The sequence below is a fragment of the Salinisphaera sp. T5B8 genome, assembly GCF_040361255.1.
GTDB lineage: Bacteria > Pseudomonadota > Gammaproteobacteria > Nevskiales > Salinisphaeraceae > Salinisphaera.
Window position 1 is genome coordinate 92,848 of the sequence record NZ_APNG01000015.1, and the last position, 21,629, is coordinate 114,476.

Below are 21,629 nucleotides of genomic sequence, written 5' to 3' on the forward strand. Positions count from 1 at the left end.
TGGTGGCCCACCTTGAAATCGGCGTTATTCAACTTTGCGCTGTTGGCACTGAGTTTCGCGCTGTTGGTTGGCGTCGGCGGTTATTTTTATGCCCAGTCGCAGATACGCTACGAGCAGCAGGGCAGCCTGGAGCAAGCGCGTTATGCAGCGGAAGTGGCCGCACAGGCATTACGCGAGCGTTTGCGGGTGGCGGCCGAGGATATTGTCTTTCTCAAGAACCTGACCCTGGCCAGCGGTGTGCTGCAGCAGCCCTCGGTAGCCAACCGCGCGCGCCTGGCCGATCAGTTCGGCGATTACATGCGCGCGCATCGCAGTATTGCGCAGCTACGCTGGATCGACCGCCACGGCAGCGAGCGGCTACGCGTCGACTACGAACAGGGGCGGATCGCGGTACGCGCGCGCGAGCTGTTGCAAGACAAAAGCGAGCGCCCTTACGTGCGCTCTGGCCTGGCAATGGCGAATGGCGAGATTTATGTATCGCCATTGAATCTGAATATCGAAGAAGGCCAGCTCGAGCTACCCCACAAGCCGGTCATCCGTTTTGCCACACCGCTGTTCGACGCGAGTGGCCGCCGACGCGGGCTGGTAGTCGCCAATGTGCTCGGACGCGAGTGGCTGGATGCGTTTGCCCTGGCGGCAGGCGAGTTTTCCGACCAGCTGATGCTGCTCAACCGCGACGGCTACTGGTTGCACAGCCCCGAGCGCGCTGATGAATGGGGTTTCGAATTGTCCTCGAATCGGCGTTTCGGCAAACGCTACCCTGATATCTGGCAGGTGATTCAAAGCGGTCCGGCCGGTAGTCGCCTGATCGACGACCGGCTGTGGATATGGACCCGGATCGATCCGCTCGCCCCGGTGCGTGCGAGTATTCAAAACGATGCGCAGGCGCCGGGCGTGCATAGCGAACAGCCCTATATGTGGTATGTCGCGATCCAGATTGCGCGGGACGAAGTCGCGATGATCGGCGCCCGGGTATGGCGTTCGCTCGTACCGGTCATTGTGATTGTGCTATTGGTGGCATGGGGCTTGAGCGCTTGGATCGCATGGTCGCAGTTGCGTATCGGGCGCCTTAACCGGGCGTTGGCCGCGCGGGCTGATGCCGCCGAGGCCGGCGCGCGTGCCAAGGCCGATTTTGTGGCCAACATGAGCCACGAAATTCGTACGCCGATGAATGCGGTCTCCAGTCTGATCTATCTGCTCGCCCAGGAGCGCCTGAGCGATTACGGCCGCCAGCTGTTGCGCAAGATGGACGCCGCCAGCCGGTCACTCGTACGCATCATCGATGACATCCTCGATTTCTCCAAGATCGAGGCCGACCGTCTCGTACTGGAAAACAAGGCCTTCAATCTTGCGGATGTGCTCGACAATCTGGCGACCATCATGGCGGCCAACGCCCAGGATCGGGATATCGAGCTGGTGATCATCCCGCCGCCTGCGCCGATCGATCGACTGATCGGCGATCCCTTGCGTCTGGAACAGGTGCTGATCAACCTGGCCGGCAACGCCATCAAGTTCACCGAACATGGCCATGTGGCTGTGTCGGTCAGTATTCTCGATCTCGAACGCGAACGTGTGTCCCTGCGATTCGCGGTCCGTGATACCGGTATCGGTATTCCGCCGAATCAGCGCCAACGCATTTTCGACCAGTTCGCCCAGGCAGATTCTTCAACCTCGCGGCGCTATGGCGGCACCGGCCTGGGGCTGACGATCTGCAAACGGTTGGTCGCCATGATGGGCGGCGAGATGGGTTTGTCGAGTACCCCCGGGGCAGGCAGCGAGTTCTGGTTCACCCTCGATTTCGAACGCGAAGGCGAGCACGTGCAGGGATGTCGCGACCTGACCGATATCGAAGTGGCCGTGGCCGACGATAACGCCGTCGCACGGGCCGGCCTGCGCAATACCGTACAGGCCCTCGGCTGGGATGCGGCTGCTGTGGTCGACGGCCCGGCTCTGGTCGAATATGCGCGTAAGCAGCGCTCGGCCAGGAACCGTCCGCTGGTGCTCATGCTGGACTGGGCTATGCCCGGCGCCGACATCATCGAAATCGTCACCGAGATCCATGCGATCGACCCCGGCAACATGGAACCGGTGATCGTGATGGTCAGCCAGGCCGCGCGCCAGGAGGTGGCCGAACGTTTGCGGGTGCAACGCGAGGCGAACATCGTCGGACCGTTGATTCAGAAACCGGTCACCTCGTCGACGCTCTACGATGCGGTGACCGAAGTATTGCGCGATCGCCACGGAGCGATGCCCGTCGCGCGTGACACCGGCGATCGACTCAAGGGTGTTCGAATTCTCGTGGCCGACGATAACGACATCAACCGCGAGTTCCTGGCCCGTGTGTTCACCCACGAAGGCGCCGAAGTGGTGCTGGTCGCCGATGGCCAGGAAGCCGTGGACTGGATGCATGCCTATCACGACGAAGTCGATATCGTGCTCATGGATCTGCAGATGCCGGGTGTCGATGGGTATCAGGCCTGCCGGGCTATTCGCGCCATGCCAACCTGCGCCGATGTGCCGATCGTGGCTTCCAGTGCCGGCATGCAGTCTGGCAAATATGACGACGCCCGCGCGGCCGGCATGACCGATGTTTTGCCCAAGCCCTTCGATGCCCAGAAGGCGGTGGATGTGATCGATCGCTGTGTAGGGCACGCGCGCCCGGCACATGCCATGGAAGCCGCCACCGAGCGGCCCGACCCCGGCCCGGATGCTCAACGCAGGCAACCCGTCGTCGCCTTCGAGCGTGCGCTCGCGATATGGGAAGACGAAGCGATCTACCAGCGTTATCTGCGCCGGTTCATACGCAAGTACGCACAAAGCGTACCGGTTATGCGTGAGATGGCTCCCGGCGCCGCGCCGACCATGGCCCATACCCTGGCTGGCGCGGCCGCCAATCTCGGGCTCGAAGAGGTTCAGGAATGCGCCTGTCGGCTGGAAGTTGCCCTGGTCGCACAGCGCGATACGGAACCCACATTCGATGCGCTCGAAGCGGCGCTGTCGCGCGCCAACGCCTGGATCGCCCGCTATGCGTTCGTAGCGGCCCCTGCGCCGCAGGCCGGACAAGGTGCGGGTGATTACGTCATAATCGAGCAGGCATTACGAGGTTTGCTCGTCGGCTTTGACGATAACGACCCTGCCGCGGTCGAGCCGTGGCTCAAGACGCTGGGCGCGCATGTGCCGCCACAGGCGCTGGTCGAGATCGATACGGCCTTGGAGAACTTCGATTTTGCTGCCGGAAAGCGCGCCACGCGCGCGTTGGCAGCGACGCTGGATATCGAATTGGGGGAGGCGCCATGACAGCAAGACGAATTCTCGTGGTCGACGACGAACCGGAGACACTCGCTGCGATGCGCCAGATACTCGGTGGGGAGCACGCCCTGATATTCGCGACCAGCGGTCAGGAGGCCCTCGACGTGTGCAAGCGGCAGCGATTGAAAATGGTGCTGCTGGATATCCGTATGCCGGATATCGACGGCTACGAGGTGTGCGCCCAGCTCAAGGAGAACGAGGCGACCCGCGATATCCCGGTCATCTTCGTGACCCATATGACCGATATCGGTAACGAAACGGCCGGTTTCGCCGCGGGTGCGGTCGACTACATCACCAAGCCGCTGGTACCGGCGATCGTACGCGCGCGGGTGCGCACCCATTTGTCGCTGGTTCACGCCAGCCAGGTGGATCGCGCCTATCGCGAGACGCTTTACATGTTCGGCAACGCGGGCCATTACCACGATGCCGATACCGGCTTGCATATCTGGCGAATGGCGGCTTATACCTCGGCGCTGGCGAGAGCCAGCGGCTGGGACGACGAAGACGCCACTCAGCTTGAGCTCGCGGCGACATTGCACGATATCGGCAAGATCGGCATACCCGATGCGATACTGCGCAAGCCCGGCCGTCTGGATGAGCGCGAATGGGCGGTCATGAAAACGCATTCGCGAATCGGTTACGGCATTCTCGAGCACGGCTCCGGGCCGATGTTTCGCATGGCCGCCGAAATCGCGCTATACCACCATGAAAAATGGGATGGCACGGGTTATCCGGAGGGGCTGTCGGGCACCGATATCCCCGAATCGGCACGCTTGACCGCGGTCGCCGATGTTTTCGATGCGCTGACCATGATACGGCCCTACAAACCCGCGTGGCCGATCGACAAGGCGGTCAAGACCATGCAGGCCAGCGCCGGCAGTCATTTCGAGCCGCGCCTGATCGAACACTTCATGGATATTCTGCCCATCATTCGCGAGATCAAGCACGAATGCGATCAACGCGACGAAGCCGATCGAAACGCGCGTCAGGCTGGCTCGCCCCGTCCCATGGCATAGCGCAGATCTTCGACGATGACATAGAAGCAGGGCACCAGCACCAGCGTGATCGCGGTGGCGAAGAGAATGCCGAAGCCCAGCGAGATCGCCATCGGGATCATGAAACGCGCCTGCAGCGAGGTTTCGAAAATCATCGGCGCCAGCCCCCCGAAGGTGGTGAGCGTGGTCAGCAGAATGGGGCGAAAACGCCGCACTGCGGCCAGGCGCACCGCATCGGCCGGGCGCTCGCCCTGATTGCGCAGGGTATTGGCATAGTGGATAAGAACGAGTGAGTCGTTGACCACCACGCCGGCCAGCGCCAGTACGCCCATGAGGCTGATCACCGACAACGAGTAGCCCATGATCTCGTGACCGAGAATCGCACCCACCACGGCAAACGGAATCGCGATCATCACGATCAGGGGCTGGATATAACTGGCAAAGGGAATCGCCAGCAGCATGTAGATACCCGCCATCGAAAAGACAAAGCCCACGAACAGGGCATGCACTGAATTCGCCGTGTCTTCCTGACGCCCTGAATAGCCGTAGGTCAGGCCGGGATAATCTTTTGCCAGCTGTGGCAGCGTCTGGGCGTTAAGGGTCTGGGTAATACGACTGGTGGCATCGAAGGGGGTTACGTTGGCACTGACTTCGATACTGCGCCGGCCGTCGCGACGCGTGATCTGGGTAAACGCGCGGGTGTAGTCGATATCGGCGATCTGCGCCAGCGGCACGTAGGTATTATCGGGCGTGCGAATGAGCAGATTGCGTACTGCCGCCGCACTGTCGCGCTCCGCCTCGGGCAATGTCACCAGGATCTTGACTTCGTTGCGCCCCTGCAGCTGACGTAGGGCTTCGGCACCGTAAAAGGCCGCGCGGACCTGGGCGCCGACGCTGGCATTGGTCAGCCCGAGCGAGCGCCCCGCCTCGTTGAGGGTGAAGCTGATCTGGTTCTTGCCCTCGGCTACGCCGTCGTCGATATCGGTAGTACCGGCGAACTCGCCCAGCCGCGTGGCCAGGGCTTCGGCCGCGCGGTCGAGGGTATCGGTATCCCGATGCGACAGTTCCACGGTGATCGCCTTGCCGGCCCCGGGCCCGCCGGCATCGGACTGGAACTGGGCCGACTGCAGTCCGGCCACATCGCCCAGCTGTTCGCGCCAGGCGGTAATGAAGGCGGCCGTGCTGATCGGGCGTACATCCGCGGGTTGCAGATACACGCGCATTTCGATGACGTTTTCCTGGATGGTGGCGAATACGCCCGTGGCCAGATCATCGCCGCCGTTATTGTCGATGACATGCTGGGCGGCGGCTTGCAGGCGATCGCGTGTGGCCTGCACCCGATCCATGGGGCTGCCATAGGGCAGGGTGAGCGTGGCCTGGGCGCGATCGGATTCCACCTTGGGCATTAGCGCAAAGCCCATGCGTCCGGAAAAAGCCCAGGCGAGCACGATCAGCAGCACCGCCACGCCCAGCGCCGAGGTGAGATAGCGATGCACTACCAGCCTCGACGCAAACGGCGCGTAATAATCGCTTACGAACCGCGAAAAACCGCGTGAAAACCCCTGCTGGCGGGCGTGAATCGCGGCCGACAGGCGGTTGCGCTGGCGCGTTCGGCCATGGGCCAGATGCGCGGGCATGATGAACAGCGCCTCGACCCAGGACACCAGGAATACGGTGATCACGACCATCGGATCACCCCGAACAGCTTGCCGAGAAAACCCGGGACCAGCAGTAGCGGCAGAAACGCCACCACGTTGGTAAGAATGGAAAACGAGATCGGCATGGCCACATCGCGCGCGCCGGCGATGGCTGCCTGCATCACGCTCGCCCCGCGCTCGCGCTGTTCGTAGATGTTTTCGCCGGCCACGATGGCATCGTCGACGACGATGCCCAGGGCGATGATAAAGGCGAACATCGAGATCATGTTGATGGTTACGCCCATCAACGGCAGGAACAAAAAGGCCCCGAGAAAGGCCGTGGGAATGCCCATGGTCACCCAGAACGCCAGCCGCACTTCCAGAAACAGGCTGAGTACGACCAGCACGAGCACCAGGCCCATGAACGCGTTCTTGAGCAGCAGTTCGAGGCGCTGCTGATAGATTTCCGAGCTGTCGCCGTTGATCGCGTAGTGCAGCGCGGGCGGCAAATCGTTTTCCAGCTCGGCCATCACCTTGCGTGTGGCCTCGGACACCGAAATCGGCGTCTGCTTGCCCACGCGAAACACTTCGATACCGATCGAGCGCGCGCCGTCGTAGGTGGCTTCGGTCTTGCTGTCTTCGAAGCCGCTTTCCACGTGCGCGACATCGCCCAGCCGCACCACCGTGCCATCGGCGGTGGTCACCAGCGGTATGCGTTCGAACTCGCGGGCGGTATCGCGCCGGCCCTTGAGGCGCAGCAATACTTCGCCGGCGGCGGTATCCGCGCTGCCGCCGGCGACATCCACTGCCGAGGCGGCCACGGTATCGGCGACCTCGCCCAGGGTCAGATCGAAGCTACGCAGCCGCTGCTGCGAGATGGCGATACGCAACACGTAGTCGCGTGCGCCTTCGAGTTCGACCTGGGTAATATCCGGCGACTGCAACAGCCGGTCGCGTACTTCCTCAGCATAGGCACGCAGGGCGTTTTCGCTGACATCGCCGTAGAGCTGTACATCGAGCACATCGCGTTGATGATCGGACAGCGAAATCACCGGTTTTTCGGCATCGTCGGGAAAGGTGGTGACCTGGCTGATCGCCTGCTGGACATCCTGGAATACGGCCTGACCGTCAGCCGATTCCGACAACTCCAAGGTGACCGTGGCACTGCCCTCCGAGGCCACCGCGGTCATTTCGTCGATGCCGGAGACATCGCGTACCTTCTCCTCGATGGCCAGCACGATGTTCTGTTCCACCTGTTCCGGCGTGGCGCCGGGATAGGCGACCGAGACGGTGACCATGTCGAGGCTGAACTCGGGAAAGACTTCCTGCTTGATGAGCGTGGTCATCAGCAGGCCGCCGGCCAGCAGCACGAGCATGAGCAGATTCGGGGTGACCCGATTGGCCACCATCCAGGCGATCGGGCCGCGGCGCGGGGTGTCGCTCACGAACGGGGCTCCGTCGTCTTAGCCAATGTCTGTGAGCCGCCACCGAGATCAGCCGGTGGCCCGCTCAGGCGCAGGCCGAGTTTGTCCGTGTCGTCGATCGTGTCGCCGGCCATGGCCGGCTTATCGGTTGCGTTGCCGGCCTTGGACGGGGCGTCGCTGCTGGGGGATTCCACCCGTACCGGCATGCCCTGAATGGGCGCGGTCAGTTCGCTGCTGATCACGGCCTCGCCCGGCGCGAGCCCGGCCGAAACCACCGTCTGGTTGGCATCCCGATAGATGATATTCACGCTGCGAATATCCAGGTGGTCGTTGTCGTCCATCACCCAGACGTTGTTGTCCTCGTGCACGAAGGCCGAGTCGATAAGCACACTGTCGGCCGGCAGGCGCGCTTCCAGGGCCGCGCGGACATAGGCGCCGATAAGCAGCTGCGTATCCGCGGGCGTGTTGTCGCCCAGCGGATCGGGCACTTGCAGCAACACCCGCGCCATGCGGCCCGAGGTTTCCAGTGAAGGCTGGATACGCAGCACCTCGGCGGGCAGAAAGGCATCGGCGCCCCAGCCGTCCGGATAGTAGATCTGGGCCGGGGTGCCGGCGCGCTGGGCGTCGGCGGCATGAATGAAACGCAGTTGATCGACCGGCATGGAGACATCGACCCAGTAAGTATCGGTCGCCGCCAGCGTGGCCAGCGTATCGCTGGTGGTGACCACATCGCCAAGCGACGCGCTGCGTTCAGTCACGATGCCGGCAAAGGGCGCCCGGATCTTCGTGCGTTCGAGATCGAGCCGGGCCTGTTCGACCGCGGTGCGCGCGGCCTCGACATCGGCCTGGGCCTGTTCGAGCTGCGGGCCGCGCAGGGCCAGATCGCGTTCGTCGGCGCTGACCTCGCTGCCCACGAGCGCCAGTTCGCGCTTGGCCACCGCCTGCTGACCCTGTTCGACACGCAGCGCGGCACGGGCATTGGCCAGGTCGGTACGGGCGCTGGCCAGCGCCAGCTCGTAGTCGGTGGGATCGATACGGGCGAGCACGTCGGATTGTTCGAAGCGGGTGCCGGGCGCGAGCTTGTCGGTCAGGGCCACGATCTGGCCCGAGACACGCGGCCGCAGGGTAGTGGAATCCGCGGCCTCGACCGTGCCATTGGCCGAGAAATCCAGCGTGGCCGGTGCGGCTTCCGCAGGCGTGACCGTGACCAGCCGTGCCTGACGCTCGCGCGGTTTGCCCTTGGGCGCGCTGGGCGCACTGCCGAGTATGGCGAACGCGATGATTACCCCTGCGACGAGCACCAGCGCGGGCAGGGCGATCCAGAGCAGCCGCGGGATACGGCTTTTCGAGGCGGGTGTGTTCATGGACGATCTTCGTCGGCGGCGGCGCGTAGCGGGACGTCCGGGGTATCGATGCCGGCATCGGGCAGACTGTCGATATCGCCGGCGAGCGCGCGATAGAGATTGATACGGTAGTCGAGCAACTGTCGGCGGCCGGCCAGATAATCCACCTGCAGGTTCTGGCGCGTGAGCAGGGCATCGAGTACATCGAGATAGTCGGTTGCCCCGCGCAGATAGCGCAGGCGCAGGTTGGCCACGCTTTCGCGCGACAGACGCAGCTGTTCATCCAGGCGTTTGAGATAGCGCTTCTGGCGGTATTCGTTGGCCAGCGCATCCTCGGTCTCCTGCAAGGCCTCGAGCAGGCTTTGCTGATAGTCGGCCACTTCTTCGGCGACGACCGCCTCGCTGCGATCGACCTCGGCCGCCCGCGATCCGGCGTCGAAGATCGGCTGGGTGAGATTGGCGGCCAGCTGCGTGATCCAGTTGGAAAACAGATCGCCCGAGTCGTTGCTGCTGGACAGACTGGCCGACAACGACAGCTGCGGGTAGCGTTCGGCCACGGCCACCGCGACCCGCCGATCGGCGGCGGCGAGCGCATAGAACGGCTGGCGTACATCCGGCCGGCGCATGAGCGCGGTCGCCGGCACGCCGGTATCCGGCAACGCGGGCAGGGCGATCAGCTCGCCCTGCGGCGGCTGAAAGTGCTCCGGGGCGACGCCCACCAGCGTGGCCAGCGCGTGTTCGACCACCGCCGCGCTGGCCCGGGTCTGTTCGAGCTGACCGCGCACCGATTCCACCGCCTGGCGCTGGCGCAGCACATCCGCGGCCTGGGCCTGGCCATGCGTGAATGAATAAGTGGTCAGATCGAGCACATCGCGATTGGTCTGGATCTGGTCTTCGAGCAGGGCAATGCGTGCGCGCAGTTCCTGGAGCTGGTACCAGTTGCTGGCCAGATCGGCGGTGAGCGTGATCGCGGCCGCCTGATAGTCGGCGGCACTCGCGCGTGCATCGAATACGGCCGCGCTGCGGGCATTGCGCAGCCGGCCCCAGAGATCGAGTTCGTAGGCAGCCGAGAACTGCAACGTTCGGGTATCGCGCCAGTTCGAGCCACCGCTGTCGAGCACGACGCCGTTACTGCCCGCGGTGCTGCCGCTGACCTCGGCGCCGCTATTCGAACGTCGGGTCGCGCTTTGCTCGACGCTGGCGTCGACACTGGGGAACAGATCGGCGTTGGCGCTGGCCAGCGTCGCGCGGGCCTGTTCTACACGCGCATAGGCCGAGGCCAGGGTGAAGTTGTTGGCCAGGGCGCGCTCGGTCAGCGCATTCAGCCCCGGATCGTCGAAGGCCGTCCACCAGTGGCTGGCCACACCGGCCTCACCCTGGGCGCCGAAGCGCGCAGGCAGTTCGAATGCCGGTTGCGCCAGTTGGTCGAGTGGTGTGGTTGCGCAGCCGGCGAACGCCACACACAGGCAGGCAATAGCGGCAAGGCGCATGGGCGATGACCAGATCACGGGAGACTCGGACGCATTCTACCGGCTGTGAAAACGAGCCGGCGATGACGCCGGCGGTAAGGGCAGGCCGAATCCGGCCCGCCCGTGGGGCGCATGCAGGCCGGGGGCGCCTTACGATGCGTGCTTGTCGTGGTGATCCTGCATGCGCTCGCGATGGCGCTGCATGGCCTGGTCGAATTCTTCCCGCGATACGCTGCCGTCGCCGTTACGATCCATTTTCTTGAACATTTCGCCGCGCTTGTCGCGCTGCTTGGCCCTGTCGGCATCTTTGCCGGGTTTGGCGTGATCGCCCTCGTGTCCGGCGTGTTTTGGCGGCCGCGCTTCGCTGGCGTCCAGATGGCCGTCGCCATTGGCGTCCATACGCTTGAACAAGCGCTCGGCGCGCTCGCGCGATTGGGCCATGAATTCGTCCTTGTCGATCTGGCCATTGCCGTTGCTATCGGCCTTCTGAAACCGCAGCTTGCCCATGGCCTGGGGCATGTTGGCCACTTCCGGCTGGCTCAGCTGGCCGTTTCCGTCGGCATCGAGCGCGTTGAACAACTGGTCGGGTTCGTGCATCGGGCTGGCGTGGGCACTGGCGATGCCGACAAGGCCGGCCGCCAGGGCCGTGGTGAGAAGACGGTGTTTCATCGATCGCTCCGTTGGATGTCGAACGGGCCGGTATGGCCCGGTTTCGTGACTCATTTACGCGCAGGAATGTCGTAGAAATCTGTCGGCGGCGGGCGAATTTGTCGCAAATTGTGTCACCGCCCGGGCGCTGGCGATGTTCGATACACGGCGGTACGCAAAGGCGCGTGGCGGGCGCGTTATATTGGCCAGGCCATTCGTTTGTTTGTGTTCATGGCCGAGCCACAGCCGCATATTCTCGTCGTCGACGATCATCGCGATATTCGTGATTCGCTCACGCGCTATCTGCGCGATCATGGTTTTCGCATTTCGGCGGCGGCCGATGCAGCCAGTGCGCGCCGGCTGGTGCGCGAATCGGCTTTCGATCTGGTGGTGCTGGACATCATGATGCCCGGCGAAGATGGCTTGAGCCTGTGTCGCTGGCTGGTCGAAACCCGTGCCATTCCGATCGTGCTGCTCACCGCCGTGGCCGACGAAACCGATCGGATCATCGGCCTGGAAATGGGCGCGGACGACTACGTCACCAAGCCGTTTTCGCCGCGGGAACTGCTGGCGCGCATCCGTGCAGTGTTACGCCGGGCGAGCGCCTTGCCAGCCCAACGCAACCACAGTGAGTGCACCGCATGGCGATTCGATCGCTGGGTGTTTCATACCGCCCAACAGGAACTGGTCGATGACGACGGTGTGGCGGTGGCCCTGTCGACCGGCGAGTACCGGCTTTTGCTCGCGTTTGTGCGCCATCCCAATCATGTGCTTTCGCGCGATCAGCTGCTGGATCTGACCCAGGGGCGGGAGGCGCAGGTATTCGACCGCAGTATCGATAACCAGGTCAGCCGGCTGCGTCGCAAGATCGAAGCCGATCCGGCCAATCCGCGGCTGATACTCACGGTGTGGGGCGGCGGTTATCGGTTTGCCGCGCCCTGCGAGGCGGTCTGAATGCGCCTGTGGCCGCGGAGTCTGGCCGGGCGTATCGCAGCACTGACTTTGCTCGCGCTGATGATTTCGCAGCTGGTGAGTTTCGTGTTGTTCATGCACGAGCGCGATCGTTTTCTCGAACGCGTGATTTTCGCGAATATGGCCGATAACGTGGCCGCAGCCACGCGCACGCTCGATTTCGTGCCTGTGGACGAGCGCGCCGAGGCCGTGTCCGCGCTGTCGACCCGCGATCTGCGTTATCGCCTGGCCACCACGCCGGGCCGCACATTCGTTGGCGCCAGCGATACCGCGAAGCGTTTCGCCCGCGATATGGCCCGCAGCATGGAGATCGACGTGGCGCGCGTGCGTGTGGCGGTTGGCCCCGGGCTGGCACGCCGGCCCAACCGGCGGGCCGGCGACGCCCTGCGCATGGCCGTTCGGCTCGACGATGGCCAATGGCTGCGCGCGCGCCAACGGGTGTTCGACCCGACCCGGCACTGGGCGCGCTCGTCATTGCTGACACTGGCCGTCAGCGGGTTGTTAATGGCCGTCATCGTGGTGGTGACCAGCCGGCGTATTACTGCGCCGCTACGCGATCTGGCACGCGCGGCCGAGCGTTTCGGGCGCGGCGAGACCGTCGAGCCGCTGCCGGAATACGGCGCCGAGGATATCCGGCGCTCGGTGGCGGCATTCAATCTCATGCGCGAGCGCCTGGCGCGCTTCGTGGCCGATCGCACGCGCATGGTTGCAGCGATTGCCCACGATCTGCGTACGCCGATCACGGCCCTGCGCCTACGTCTGGAGTTTCTGCCCGACGACGACAATACCCGTGCCATGGCCGCGACGCTGGACGATATGGCGCGCATGAGCGAAGCCTCGTTGACCTTCATGCGCGAGGAGGCCGCGACCGAGCCAAGCCGCAATGTCGACCTGGCGGCACTGGTCGACGCGCTGTGCGAAGACTATCGCGCGGCCGGCGCGGCCGTGGCCTTCGAGCCGGATACGCGCGTGGCACTGGTGTGTCGGCCGGCCGCGATCCGCCGTGCACTGCGTAATCTCATTGATAACGCACTGACCTACGGCCAACGGGCACAACTCACGCTAAGCGACACGCCTGAAGCGGTCACGATCTGTATTGCCGACGACGGGCCGGGCATCGCCGAAACCGACAGGCAACGCGTGTTCGACCCGTTCGTACGCCTGGAAAGCTCACGCAGCCGCGATACCGGCGGAACGGGGCTGGGGCTGTCGATCGCTCGTTCGGTCGTACAGGGCCACGGCGGCGAAATCACGCTGGCCAACCGCGCCGAGGGCGGGCTGTCGGTACAGATTCGCCTGCCCAGAACCGGCACTATTTAGATGGCATGTACAACGGATTAATAAATCGTTAATATCTCGTTCGTGAAACGTGTGGCGATAGCGAGGTACGCCGACATGTCTGCCATGAACGAGCCGTATTGGAATCTGCGTGGGTTGCTGATCAGCTATGGCATTGCCGCGCTGATGGTGTTGTCGTATCTGTGGTCGCCCACACGCATGCTCTGGGACAGCCTGGACCGGCATATCGCCTTCGGTCTGAATTCGCTGGTACAGACCAGCCGTCCCGAGCAGTTGTTCTGGGCGTTCGCGAATCTGCGGGTGTTCGATTACATCGCCGCGTTGATTCTGTTCGCGGTATTGGCCTGCTATGTCATGCGGGGCACCAATGCGCCGCGCGAGGTGCGTTTCGCCCGTGCGGTGGTGGTGTGCGTGCTGTTGGTATTGCTTGTGGCCTTTACCCGCGAATTTCTGTTCAAGGATGTCGCGCGCGAAAGCCCGTCGCTGGTATTGCAGCCCTTCACGCTGTTGTCCGAGCACACGCCATTCGACGCCAAGGATCATTCCACCCAGAGTTTTCCGGGCGACCATGCCACCGTGGTGGCGACGTTTACCTTCCTGTTGTGGTTCTTTGCCGGACGCCGTTATGGGCTGGTATCGGCACTGCTGGCGACGCTTTTCATATTGCCGCGGCTGGTCAGCGGTGCGCACTGGTTCAGCGATGCGGTGATTGGCGGCGTGGTGACCGCACTGGTCGCGGTGTCGCTGGTGGTGTTTACGCCGGTACAGGACGCGCTCGTACGCGCACTGGTCGGTTTGATGCGTCAGACCCGGCGCGGCGCGCATGCCCATACGCACCATCCATCGCACCGATAAAAGGCAATTGAATGTGACCGCAGCCGGGCGCATCGTTGCCGCTTCGATTCAATCAAAGGACGCGGCATGCAGGTGCTGATGGTGTTGACCTCGCACGACCGGCTCGGTGATACCGGCAAAACGACCGGTTACTGGCTGGAGGAGTTCGCGGCGCCGTATTACGTTTTCATGGATGCTGGCGCCGATGTGGTGCTGGCATCGCCCGCCGGTGGCGCGCCGCCGCTGGACCCGGCCAGCGATACGGCCGACGCGCAAACGCCGGCGACCGAGCGTTTCAAGGCCGATCAAGAGGCGCAACGCGCGCTGGCGGAAACGCGAAAACTCGCGGACGTGGCTACGGACCGTTTCGATGCCATCTTCTATCCGGGCGGGCACGGCCCGTTATGGGATCTGGCCGAGGATCGAGACTCCATCGGCCTGCTCGAACGCCAGTATTCGGCCGGTACGCCGCTGGGACTGGTCTGTCATGCGCCGGGCGTGCTCCGGCATGCGAAAAACGCCAGCGGCGGGCCACTGGTGCACGGGCTGAAAGCCACCGGTTTCACCAATCGTGAAGAACAGGCCGTGGGCCTGGCGGATGTGGTGCCGTTTCGTGTCGAGGACATGCTGGTGGCCCAGGGCGCACAGTTTTCCAGCGGCAAGGACTGGGCCTCGCATGTGGTGGTGGCCGGCAATCTGGTGACCGGTCAGAACCCGGCCTCATCGACCGCGGCCGCACGTACGCTCATCGCCCAACTGCAACCGAAATAGCACGTTGCTGCGCGTATACTCGCGCCATGCCCGCGCTTTCATCGCCTACGATTCGTGTCGCCACGCTCGCCGATCTGGCCGCTGTGGTCGCACTGGAACAGGCCTGTTTCGCGCTGGACGCACAGACTGGGCGTAGCCTGCGACATCTTCTCACCCGCGCGCATGGCGATTTTCTGGTCGCCGTGATCGATGATGCAATCGTGGCGGATGTCGTCGTGCTCTATCGGCGCGGCAGTCGCGTGGCTCGGCTGTATTCGATTGCGGTCGGCCCGGCCGCACGCGGGCGCGGTGTAGCCGCCGCGCTGCTCGCGCAGGCCGAACGGCACGCTATCGCACGTGGCTGTGTTGTCATGCGCGCCGAGGCACGTTGGTCGAATACGGCCTCGCGCGGCTTGTTCGCCGCCGCGGGTTATCGCGAAACCGCACGGCTGGCGGATTATTATCCCAGCGCCGGTGGTGGCCATGAAGATGGCGTACGCCTGCAAAAGCATCTCGACAATTGAAGCATCTCAACAACAACGAGTAGAACGCCTCTATGGCTGAACCGATCGTGGTGGTGGAATCCCTGCGGGACTGGAAAGCGCCCGCGCCCTCGGTGCGGCTCGTGCTCGCCGACGATTATCTGGCCGATCCGGCCTTTGCCGAGGCCGAGCTGCATGTCATCAATTTGTGTCGCAGCACGCGTTACCAGAGTCTGGGCTATTACTGCTCGCTGCTCGCCGAGGCCCGCGGGCATCGTGTGCTCGCCTCGGTGGCCACGCTTCAGGATTTGTCGCGCAAGATCATCTACGGCAGCGAAATTCCGGCGCTGGCCCAGTATCTGGATCGCCTGAGCGAGGCCGAGCGCGCCGAGCTGCCGGCGGCCTTCAACGTATATCTGGGCCAGTGCGAGAATCCGTTGCTCGCACCGCTGGCACGCCGGTTGTTCGAGCAGTTCGCGGTGCCGCTGTTGCATGTGGAGCTGCGTCGGCGCGAGGGCCGGGTCGCCGTCGATGGTCTGCGGACGTTGTCGATCCGTTCGCTGGACGCCGAACAGGCGGCATTTCTCGATCGCGCCCTGCAGGCCCATGTCGCCCAGGGCTGGCGCGGCGCACGCAAGCGCCGGGCCGCGCGTTTCGATGTGGCCATGCTCGTGGACGCCGACGATCCGCAGCCGCCCTCGAACATCGAAGCGCTGGACAAGTTCGTGGCTGCAGGCAAGCGCCTGGGCCTGGATGTGGAAATCATCGGCCGGCGCGATTTCGGCCGCCTCGCCGAATTCGATGCGCTGTTCATTCGCGAAACCACGCGCCTGGCCCATCACACGTACGCCTTCTCCCGGCGGGCCGAGCGCGAAGGGTTGGTGGTGATCGACGACCCCACCTCGATTCTGCGCTGTACCAACAAGGTCTATCTGGCCGAGCTCTTGTCGCGCTACAAGGTGGCCGCGCCCAAGGCCTGTATTTTTGGCGAACGCGAGGTCGAGCGATTGCCGGAGCTGCTGGGTTTTCCGATGGTGCTCAAGGCCCCGGAAGGCGCGTTTTCCAAGGGCGTATTCAAGGCCAACGATCGCGCGGAACTCGATGCCATCGCCGCACGGCTGCTCGATGATTCCGAGCTGGCGCTGGCCCAGGAGTTCATGCCCACCGAATTCGACTGGCGCGTGGGTGTACTCGCCGGCAAGCCGCTCTATGTGTGTCAGTACGCGATGGCCGGCGGGCACTGGCAGATCGTCAAGCACGAGGACAGCGGCGACTACAGCGAAGGCGATTCGGCCACCCTGGCGGTCGAGGATGCGCCGGCCGAGGTGATCGAAACTGCGGTCCGCGCGGCCAATCTCATTGGCGACGGGCTGTACGGAGTCGATCTCAAGCAGACCGCCGACGGGATTCGCGTAATCGAGGTCAACGACAACCCGAGCCTGGATGCCGGCATCGAGGACGCGGTGCTGGGCGATGCGCTCTACGACCGCATCATGGGCGAGTTTCTGCACCGACTACAGCAACGCACCCGTTCACGTGTGCGCCGCCGGCCCAGCCCGCCGTAAAACCCACGGCCGCAGTGCTTTGTTATGATGCCGGCCTGACAAATTTTCGTGGCCGTCTGCAAAGACGGTGACGATTGGCACAAGAAAAGGCGTTTTATGACCGACCGTATCGAAAAAGCGGGCCTGCAGATTGGCAAGCCCCTGTATGACCTGATCGAAAAAGCCCTGCCGGGCACCGGTGTGGACTCCGACACGTTCTGGCAGACGCTGGCCTCGCTGGTTGCCGAGTTCGGTGATCGCAACGCGCAGCTGCTGCGCCACCGTGAGGATATCCAGGAAACGCTGGACAAGTGGCACCGCGAACACCGCGGCGATGCCTTCGACAAGGGCGAATACCGCAAGCTGCTCGAAGAGCTGGAATACATCGTCGGCGATGTGGGCGACTTCAAGGTGTCCACCGACAATGTCGACCCCGAGATCGCCACGGTGCCGGGCCCGCAGCTGGTGGTGCCGATCACCAACGCACGCTTTTCGCTCAACGCTGCGAACGCGCGCTGGGGCAGCCTGTACGACGCGCTCTACGGCGCCGACATCATTCCCGAGGACAACGGCGCCGAGAAGGGCACCAGCTACAACCCGAAACGTGGCGCGAAAGTGGTCGAATGGGCGGCGAAGTTCCTCGACGACACCTTCCCGCTGGCCGACGGCTCGCACGCCGACGCGACCGCCTATCGTATCGACAACGACACGCTGGCTGTGGACGTGGGCGATAGCCACACCACGCTCAAGAACAGCAAGCAGTTCGCCGGCTACCAGGGCGATGCCGCGTCGCCCAAGGCGGTGCTGCTGGTCAACAATGGCCTGCATGCCGAAATCCAGATCGACGCGAACGACCCGGTCGGCAAGGATCATGCAGCGGGTGTGAAAGACGTGCTCATGGAAGCCGCCGTCACCGCGATTCAGGATTGCGAGGATTCGGTCGCCGCGGTCGATGCCGAAGACAAGGCGCTGGCCTACGGCAACTGGCTCGGCCTGATGAAGGGCGATCTGCAGGAGTCGCTGGAAAAAGGCGGCAAGACGATCACCCGCAAGCTCAACGACGATCGCGAATACACCGCGCCCGACGGCTCCACGCTCACGCTGCCCGGACGCAGCCTGATGCTGGTGCGCAATGTCGGCCATCTGATGACCACGCCGGCCGTGCTCGACAGCGACGGCAACGAGATCCCGGAAGGCATTCTCGATGCCCTGTGCACGGGCACGCTCGCTCTGCACGATCTCAAGCGCAACGGCCCGCATACCAACAGCCGTGCCGGCAGTGTGTATATCGTCAAGCCCAAGATGCACGGCCCGGCCGAGGTCAACTTCACGGTGGAACTGTTCGACGCCGTCGAAAAGGCCATCGGCATGGCGCCGAACACGCTCAAGATGGGCATCATGGACGAAGAGCGGCGCACGACGCTCAATCTCAAGGCCTGTATCAAGGAAGCCCGCGAGCGCACCATCTTCATCAACACCGGCTTCCTCGATCGCACCGGCGACGAGATGCACACCTCCATGGAAGCCGGCCCGATGCTGCCCAAGGGCGAGATGAAGTCCCAGCCGTGGCTCAAAGCGTACGAAGACAACAACGTCGACACAGGCCTGGCCTGCGGGCTGCGCGGCAAGGCCCAGATCGGCAAGGGCATGTGGCCCGCGCCGGATAACATGGCCGACATGATGGAAGCCAAGATCGGCCATCCCAAGGCCGGTGCCAACTGTGCCTGGGTGCCGTCGCCGACCGCCGCCACGCTGCACGCGATCCATTACCATCGCTGCGACGTGCTGGAACGCCAGGCCGAGCTGGAATCGCGCCACGAGGATTATATCGACGACCTGCTCACCATTCCGCTGCTGGATCGTGAGCTGTCCGACGACGAGATCCAGAAAGAGCTCGACAACAACTGCCAGGGCATCCTGGGTTATGTCGTGCGCTGGGTCGATCAGGGCGTGGGCTGCTCCAAGGTGCCGGACATCACCGACACCCAGCTCATGGAAGACCGCGCGACCTGCCGTATCTCCTCGCAGCACGTGGCCAACTGGCTGCATCACGGCGTAACCAACGAACAGCAGGTTCGCGAAACCCTCGAACGCATGGCCGCGGTGGTGGATCGCCAGAACGAAGGCGACGCCAACTACCACAACATGGCGCCGAACTTCGACGATTCCGTAGCCTTCCAGGCGGCCTCCGACCTGATCTTCAAGGGTCTGGAACAGCCCTCCGGCTACACCGAACCGGTCCTGCACGCGCGCCGTCGCGAGCTCAAGGCCAAGCGGGCCAACGGCTGATACCAGCCACTATCCCGTTATGAAAAAGCCCGGCTTCGGCCGGGCTTTTTTTGTTTGGGAGGTCGGCGCGGGTAGGCACGACATCGCAACGCGATTGCGCCACATAGGTGATTGTGATTAGTTGGGTGCGGTCGTACGGCGGTATGACGTTTATATTCTGTAAAAGGGGGATTTGGGAATGCTATTAGGACATATCGTCCGACGAAGCGTTGTGGGCAGTTTCGTCGGTTTGAGTGCGCTGACCTTTGCGACTGCTGCCATGAGCAGTTCGACACTCGATACGTCGATCGAGGATTCGCAACAGGTGGATATGGCTGGCAACGGTGTGCAATCGACGCTCGATGTTGTCAGCGATGCCGTCAATAATACGGTGGCGGTCTATCTTTCCGATTTCGCGTTTGATGGTGGTGACATCCTCGCGCGCCGCTATCCGCTTGATGGATCGCCGAGCGACGAGAAAACTCTTCAAACACTTTGTGGCGACTGTGGTCGCCGAGAAGCCGTCGCCGTCGGGCGCGCCGATGGCCAGTTCGCGCTGCTATGGACCGGCGATGCGTCATCGACCGATACAACGCTCTATGGCCAGAGGTATGACACGCAGCTAAACACGGTCGGCAGTCGGCTTGTTATAGATTCACAAGGTGGTCGCTCGGTACGTGCCGACATGAACAGTAGCGGCGAGTTTGCAATGTTCTGGTCCACGATTCGCAATTCTGCGTCGGTTTGGGCTGCGCAGCGTTTTGATGCCAGCGGCAACCCCGCGGGCACCGAGCAGCAGATCAATGCCACCGCCAATGGCGGCGATATCGCCATATCAGAATCGGGCGATTTCGCTGTGACCTATTTCGTGGAAGGCGCGAATTCGACCAACTCGATCATTCTGCGACGTTTCGCAGCTGATGGAAGCGAAATTGGCGCGCAGCAAACCGTTGGGACTTTGAGCTTTCCCAGTCGCGAGGCTCTCAGAGTAGAGATCGCTGGGAATGAAACGATACTCGTGGCCTGGGAGCCCAGTGCTATCGATGACACGGTCGTAGGTCGACTCTATTCCGCGAACGGCGTCCCGCAAGGTGATCAATTCACTATTTCAACCGCCTTGCAGACGTCGTGGGCGGTCGCTTCAAGTGTTGGCGGTTTCGTTTTGGTAGTGGAGGGGGACGACGACGTATTTGTACGAAGGTTGGCAACTGATGGATCGCTTACCGATCCGGTGGTGGCCTACAGCGGGGACGATCCGGATCTCGTACGCATCTCCTCAGATGCTGATTGGGACTACGCAACGTTAGTAACAGAGGATGGATTCGACGACAACGGAAGTGTCTTTCTGCGCCGGTTCGTCGGTGGAGAAAATGTCGATATCGCAGCAACCATTACGACGGCTTCGGATACCGTAGACCCCGGCTCGGTCGTCGCCTTTGACGTGCTCGTGGATAACAATCACGACTCCGTTGCCCCGCTGCCCAGCGCGTTGGCCGCGGCTGACATCGTCAACCGCGCGATCGGAAGCGCTACAGGTCTTACCGTGACCGCTGTGCTGCCGGCCGACATGAGCAGTGTGGCGGTAGCGGATACGGCGGCCCCGACGGGGCGTTCGCTCGATTGCGGCCAGCCCGCCAACGGCAAGGTCACTTGTACGCTAAACGGCGTGCTCTACACAGGCGAAAGCGTGTCGGCGCGTATCACCGCCACCGCGCCCGACGACAACAAGTCGTCCTTGCAGGCGAGCGTGCAGGCTAGCGCCGATCAGTTCGACTCGAACGAAAGTAACGGGAACAACACCGATCGCGTCGTGTTCGCGGTTGGTCAAGCAAATAGCGGCTCGGACTCCGGCACCGGCGGCAGCGATGACGATAGCGACGGCGGCGGGGGCGGTTGCACCATGACGGATGCGCACGTGCCGTTCGATCCGTTGTTCGCGGTATTGTGTATGGCGGCAGTGTTGGTGCTCATGCGTCGCCGTTGGCGCGCGGGCTCACGGTAAGAAAGACCTGCTCCAGGGCAAGGGAGCCCGTATGAAACGGGCTCCCCTCTAGCGTACACACGGCCGTTGAAGACGTTCTTGTTCAATAACGCCTATCAAAACGGTCATGAAGTGCAGAAGCAGATCTTGTAATACAAGACCAGCCAGCTTATGGGGTAGTTATGGGGTCGGCTCTTGAATTGTGCGCAAAATGCCGAGCCTGACCCCGTGACGTTCTCGTACACCATTTGCAAGGATAGTCGGAGAAACCGATGGGCCGAAAAGCGGCGGTAATTGCTCTGATAGCCCTTGCTACGGCCGCATGCGGGACCAAGGGCCCAGGTTATTACGGAAAGCCGCCTATGATACAAATTCACCCAAACCACCCTGGTCTTTATCTCGTCGACTACACATACCGAGACATGATTGAAAATTACGGGCCGGGATTGGAGGAAACTGAAGCTAATCTTCGGGCGGCCAAGAATAACCGAGAAATACGGGCTGTATGGGATAAGGCGTTAACAGTTGCTGTTTCTAACTACTTAGAACTATATGAGTTGATACCGGAAAAATGTTCTAAGGGGATAGAAATCGTTGGAAATAGTCTAGGGGAGATGGGTAGTGGCGGAGCTACGCTCATTTCTGGTGTATGAGCGATTGAAGGAGGCGGCACC

General features: G+C 62.9%; 16 protein-coding genes. 11 read left to right on the plus strand and 5 right to left on the minus strand.

All coding sequences use genetic code 11. From position 1 onward, the window contains the following. Positions 1-12: 12 nt before the first annotated feature. The gene (locus T5B8_RS14035; RefSeq protein ID WP_353179711.1) at positions 13-3,297 is read left to right on the plus strand and encodes a response regulator; all 3,285 of its coding nucleotides are present in this window, start codon (positions 13-15) and stop codon (positions 3,295-3,297) included. Next, on the plus strand, positions 3,294-4,325 hold the full coding sequence (locus T5B8_RS14040; protein ID WP_353179713.1) for a response regulator: 1,032 nt from the start codon (positions 3,294-3,296) through the stop codon (positions 4,323-4,325). The genes T5B8_RS14035 and T5B8_RS14040 overlap by 4 nt, the downstream gene beginning before the upstream one ends. Here T5B8_RS14040 and T5B8_RS14045 read toward each other — a convergent pair. From T5B8_RS14045 to T5B8_RS14065, 5 genes are all read right to left on the minus strand, one after another. Beyond that, positions 4,295-5,992, minus strand: coding sequence for an efflux RND transporter permease subunit (locus T5B8_RS14045; RefSeq protein ID WP_353179715.1), 1,698 nt, complete (start codon positions 5,990-5,992; stop codon positions 4,295-4,297). The genes T5B8_RS14040 and T5B8_RS14045 overlap by 31 nt on opposite strands. Further along, positions 5,983-7,386, minus strand: coding sequence for an efflux RND transporter permease subunit (locus T5B8_RS14050; protein WP_353179716.1), 1,404 nt, complete (start codon positions 7,384-7,386; stop codon positions 5,983-5,985). Before T5B8_RS14050 ends, T5B8_RS14045 begins: the two co-directional genes overlap by 10 nt. After that, entirely contained in the window at positions 7,383-8,729 is a 1,347-nt protein-coding gene (locus T5B8_RS14055; RefSeq protein ID WP_353179718.1) for an efflux RND transporter periplasmic adaptor subunit, read from the minus strand. Before T5B8_RS14055 ends, T5B8_RS14050 begins: the two co-directional genes overlap by 4 nt. Then, the gene (locus T5B8_RS14060) at positions 8,726-10,216 is read right to left on the minus strand and encodes an efflux transporter outer membrane subunit (RefSeq protein WP_353179720.1); all 1,491 of its coding nucleotides are present in this window, start codon (positions 10,214-10,216) and stop codon (positions 8,726-8,728) included. Before T5B8_RS14060 ends, T5B8_RS14055 begins: the two co-directional genes overlap by 4 nt. 111 nt (positions 10,217-10,327) lie before the next feature. After that, positions 10,328-10,846, minus strand: a complete 519-nt coding sequence (locus tag T5B8_RS14065) for an EF-hand domain-containing protein (protein WP_353179721.1) — start codon at positions 10,844-10,846, stop codon at positions 10,328-10,330. 210 nt (positions 10,847-11,056) lie between these two features. Here T5B8_RS14065 and T5B8_RS14070 point away from each other — a divergent pair, with 210 nt between their 5' ends. From T5B8_RS14070 to T5B8_RS14110, 9 genes are all read left to right on the plus strand, one after another. Next, entirely contained in the window at positions 11,057-11,779 is a 723-nt protein-coding gene (locus T5B8_RS14070; protein WP_353179722.1) for a response regulator, read from the plus strand. Beyond that, positions 11,780-13,117, plus strand: coding sequence for an ATP-binding protein (locus tag T5B8_RS14075; protein ID WP_353179724.1), 1,338 nt, complete (start codon positions 11,780-11,782; stop codon positions 13,115-13,117). Positions 13,118-13,201: 84 nt separating this feature from the next. Continuing rightward, positions 13,202-13,951, plus strand: a complete 750-nt coding sequence (locus tag T5B8_RS14080; RefSeq protein ID WP_353179726.1) for a phosphatase PAP2 family protein — start codon at positions 13,202-13,204, stop codon at positions 13,949-13,951. A gap of 66 nt (positions 13,952-14,017) precedes the next feature. After that, positions 14,018-14,701, plus strand: coding sequence for a type 1 glutamine amidotransferase domain-containing protein (locus tag T5B8_RS14085; RefSeq protein WP_353179728.1), 684 nt, complete (start codon positions 14,018-14,020; stop codon positions 14,699-14,701). Between the two features lie 26 nt (positions 14,702-14,727). After that, on the plus strand, positions 14,728-15,204 hold the full coding sequence (locus T5B8_RS14090; protein WP_353179730.1) for a GNAT family N-acetyltransferase: 477 nt from the start codon (positions 14,728-14,730) through the stop codon (positions 15,202-15,204). A 32-nt stretch (positions 15,205-15,236) separates the two neighbouring features. Further along, positions 15,237-16,727, plus strand: a complete 1,491-nt coding sequence (locus T5B8_RS14095; RefSeq protein ID WP_353179732.1) for a RimK family ATP-grasp domain-containing protein — start codon at positions 15,237-15,239, stop codon at positions 16,725-16,727. Positions 16,728-16,823: 96 nt separating this feature from the next. Further along, entirely contained in the window at positions 16,824-18,995 is a 2,172-nt protein-coding gene (locus T5B8_RS14100) for a malate synthase G (RefSeq protein ID WP_353179734.1), read from the plus strand. Between the two features lie 259 nt (positions 18,996-19,254). Next, positions 19,255-20,976, plus strand: coding sequence for a JDVT-CTERM domain-containing protein (locus tag T5B8_RS14105; RefSeq protein ID WP_353179736.1), 1,722 nt, complete (start codon positions 19,255-19,257; stop codon positions 20,974-20,976). Positions 20,977-21,227: 251 nt separating this feature from the next. Next, positions 21,228-21,608, plus strand: coding sequence for a hypothetical protein (locus tag T5B8_RS14110; protein ID WP_353179738.1), 381 nt, complete (start codon positions 21,228-21,230; stop codon positions 21,606-21,608). Positions 21,609-21,629 lie beyond the last annotated feature (21 nt).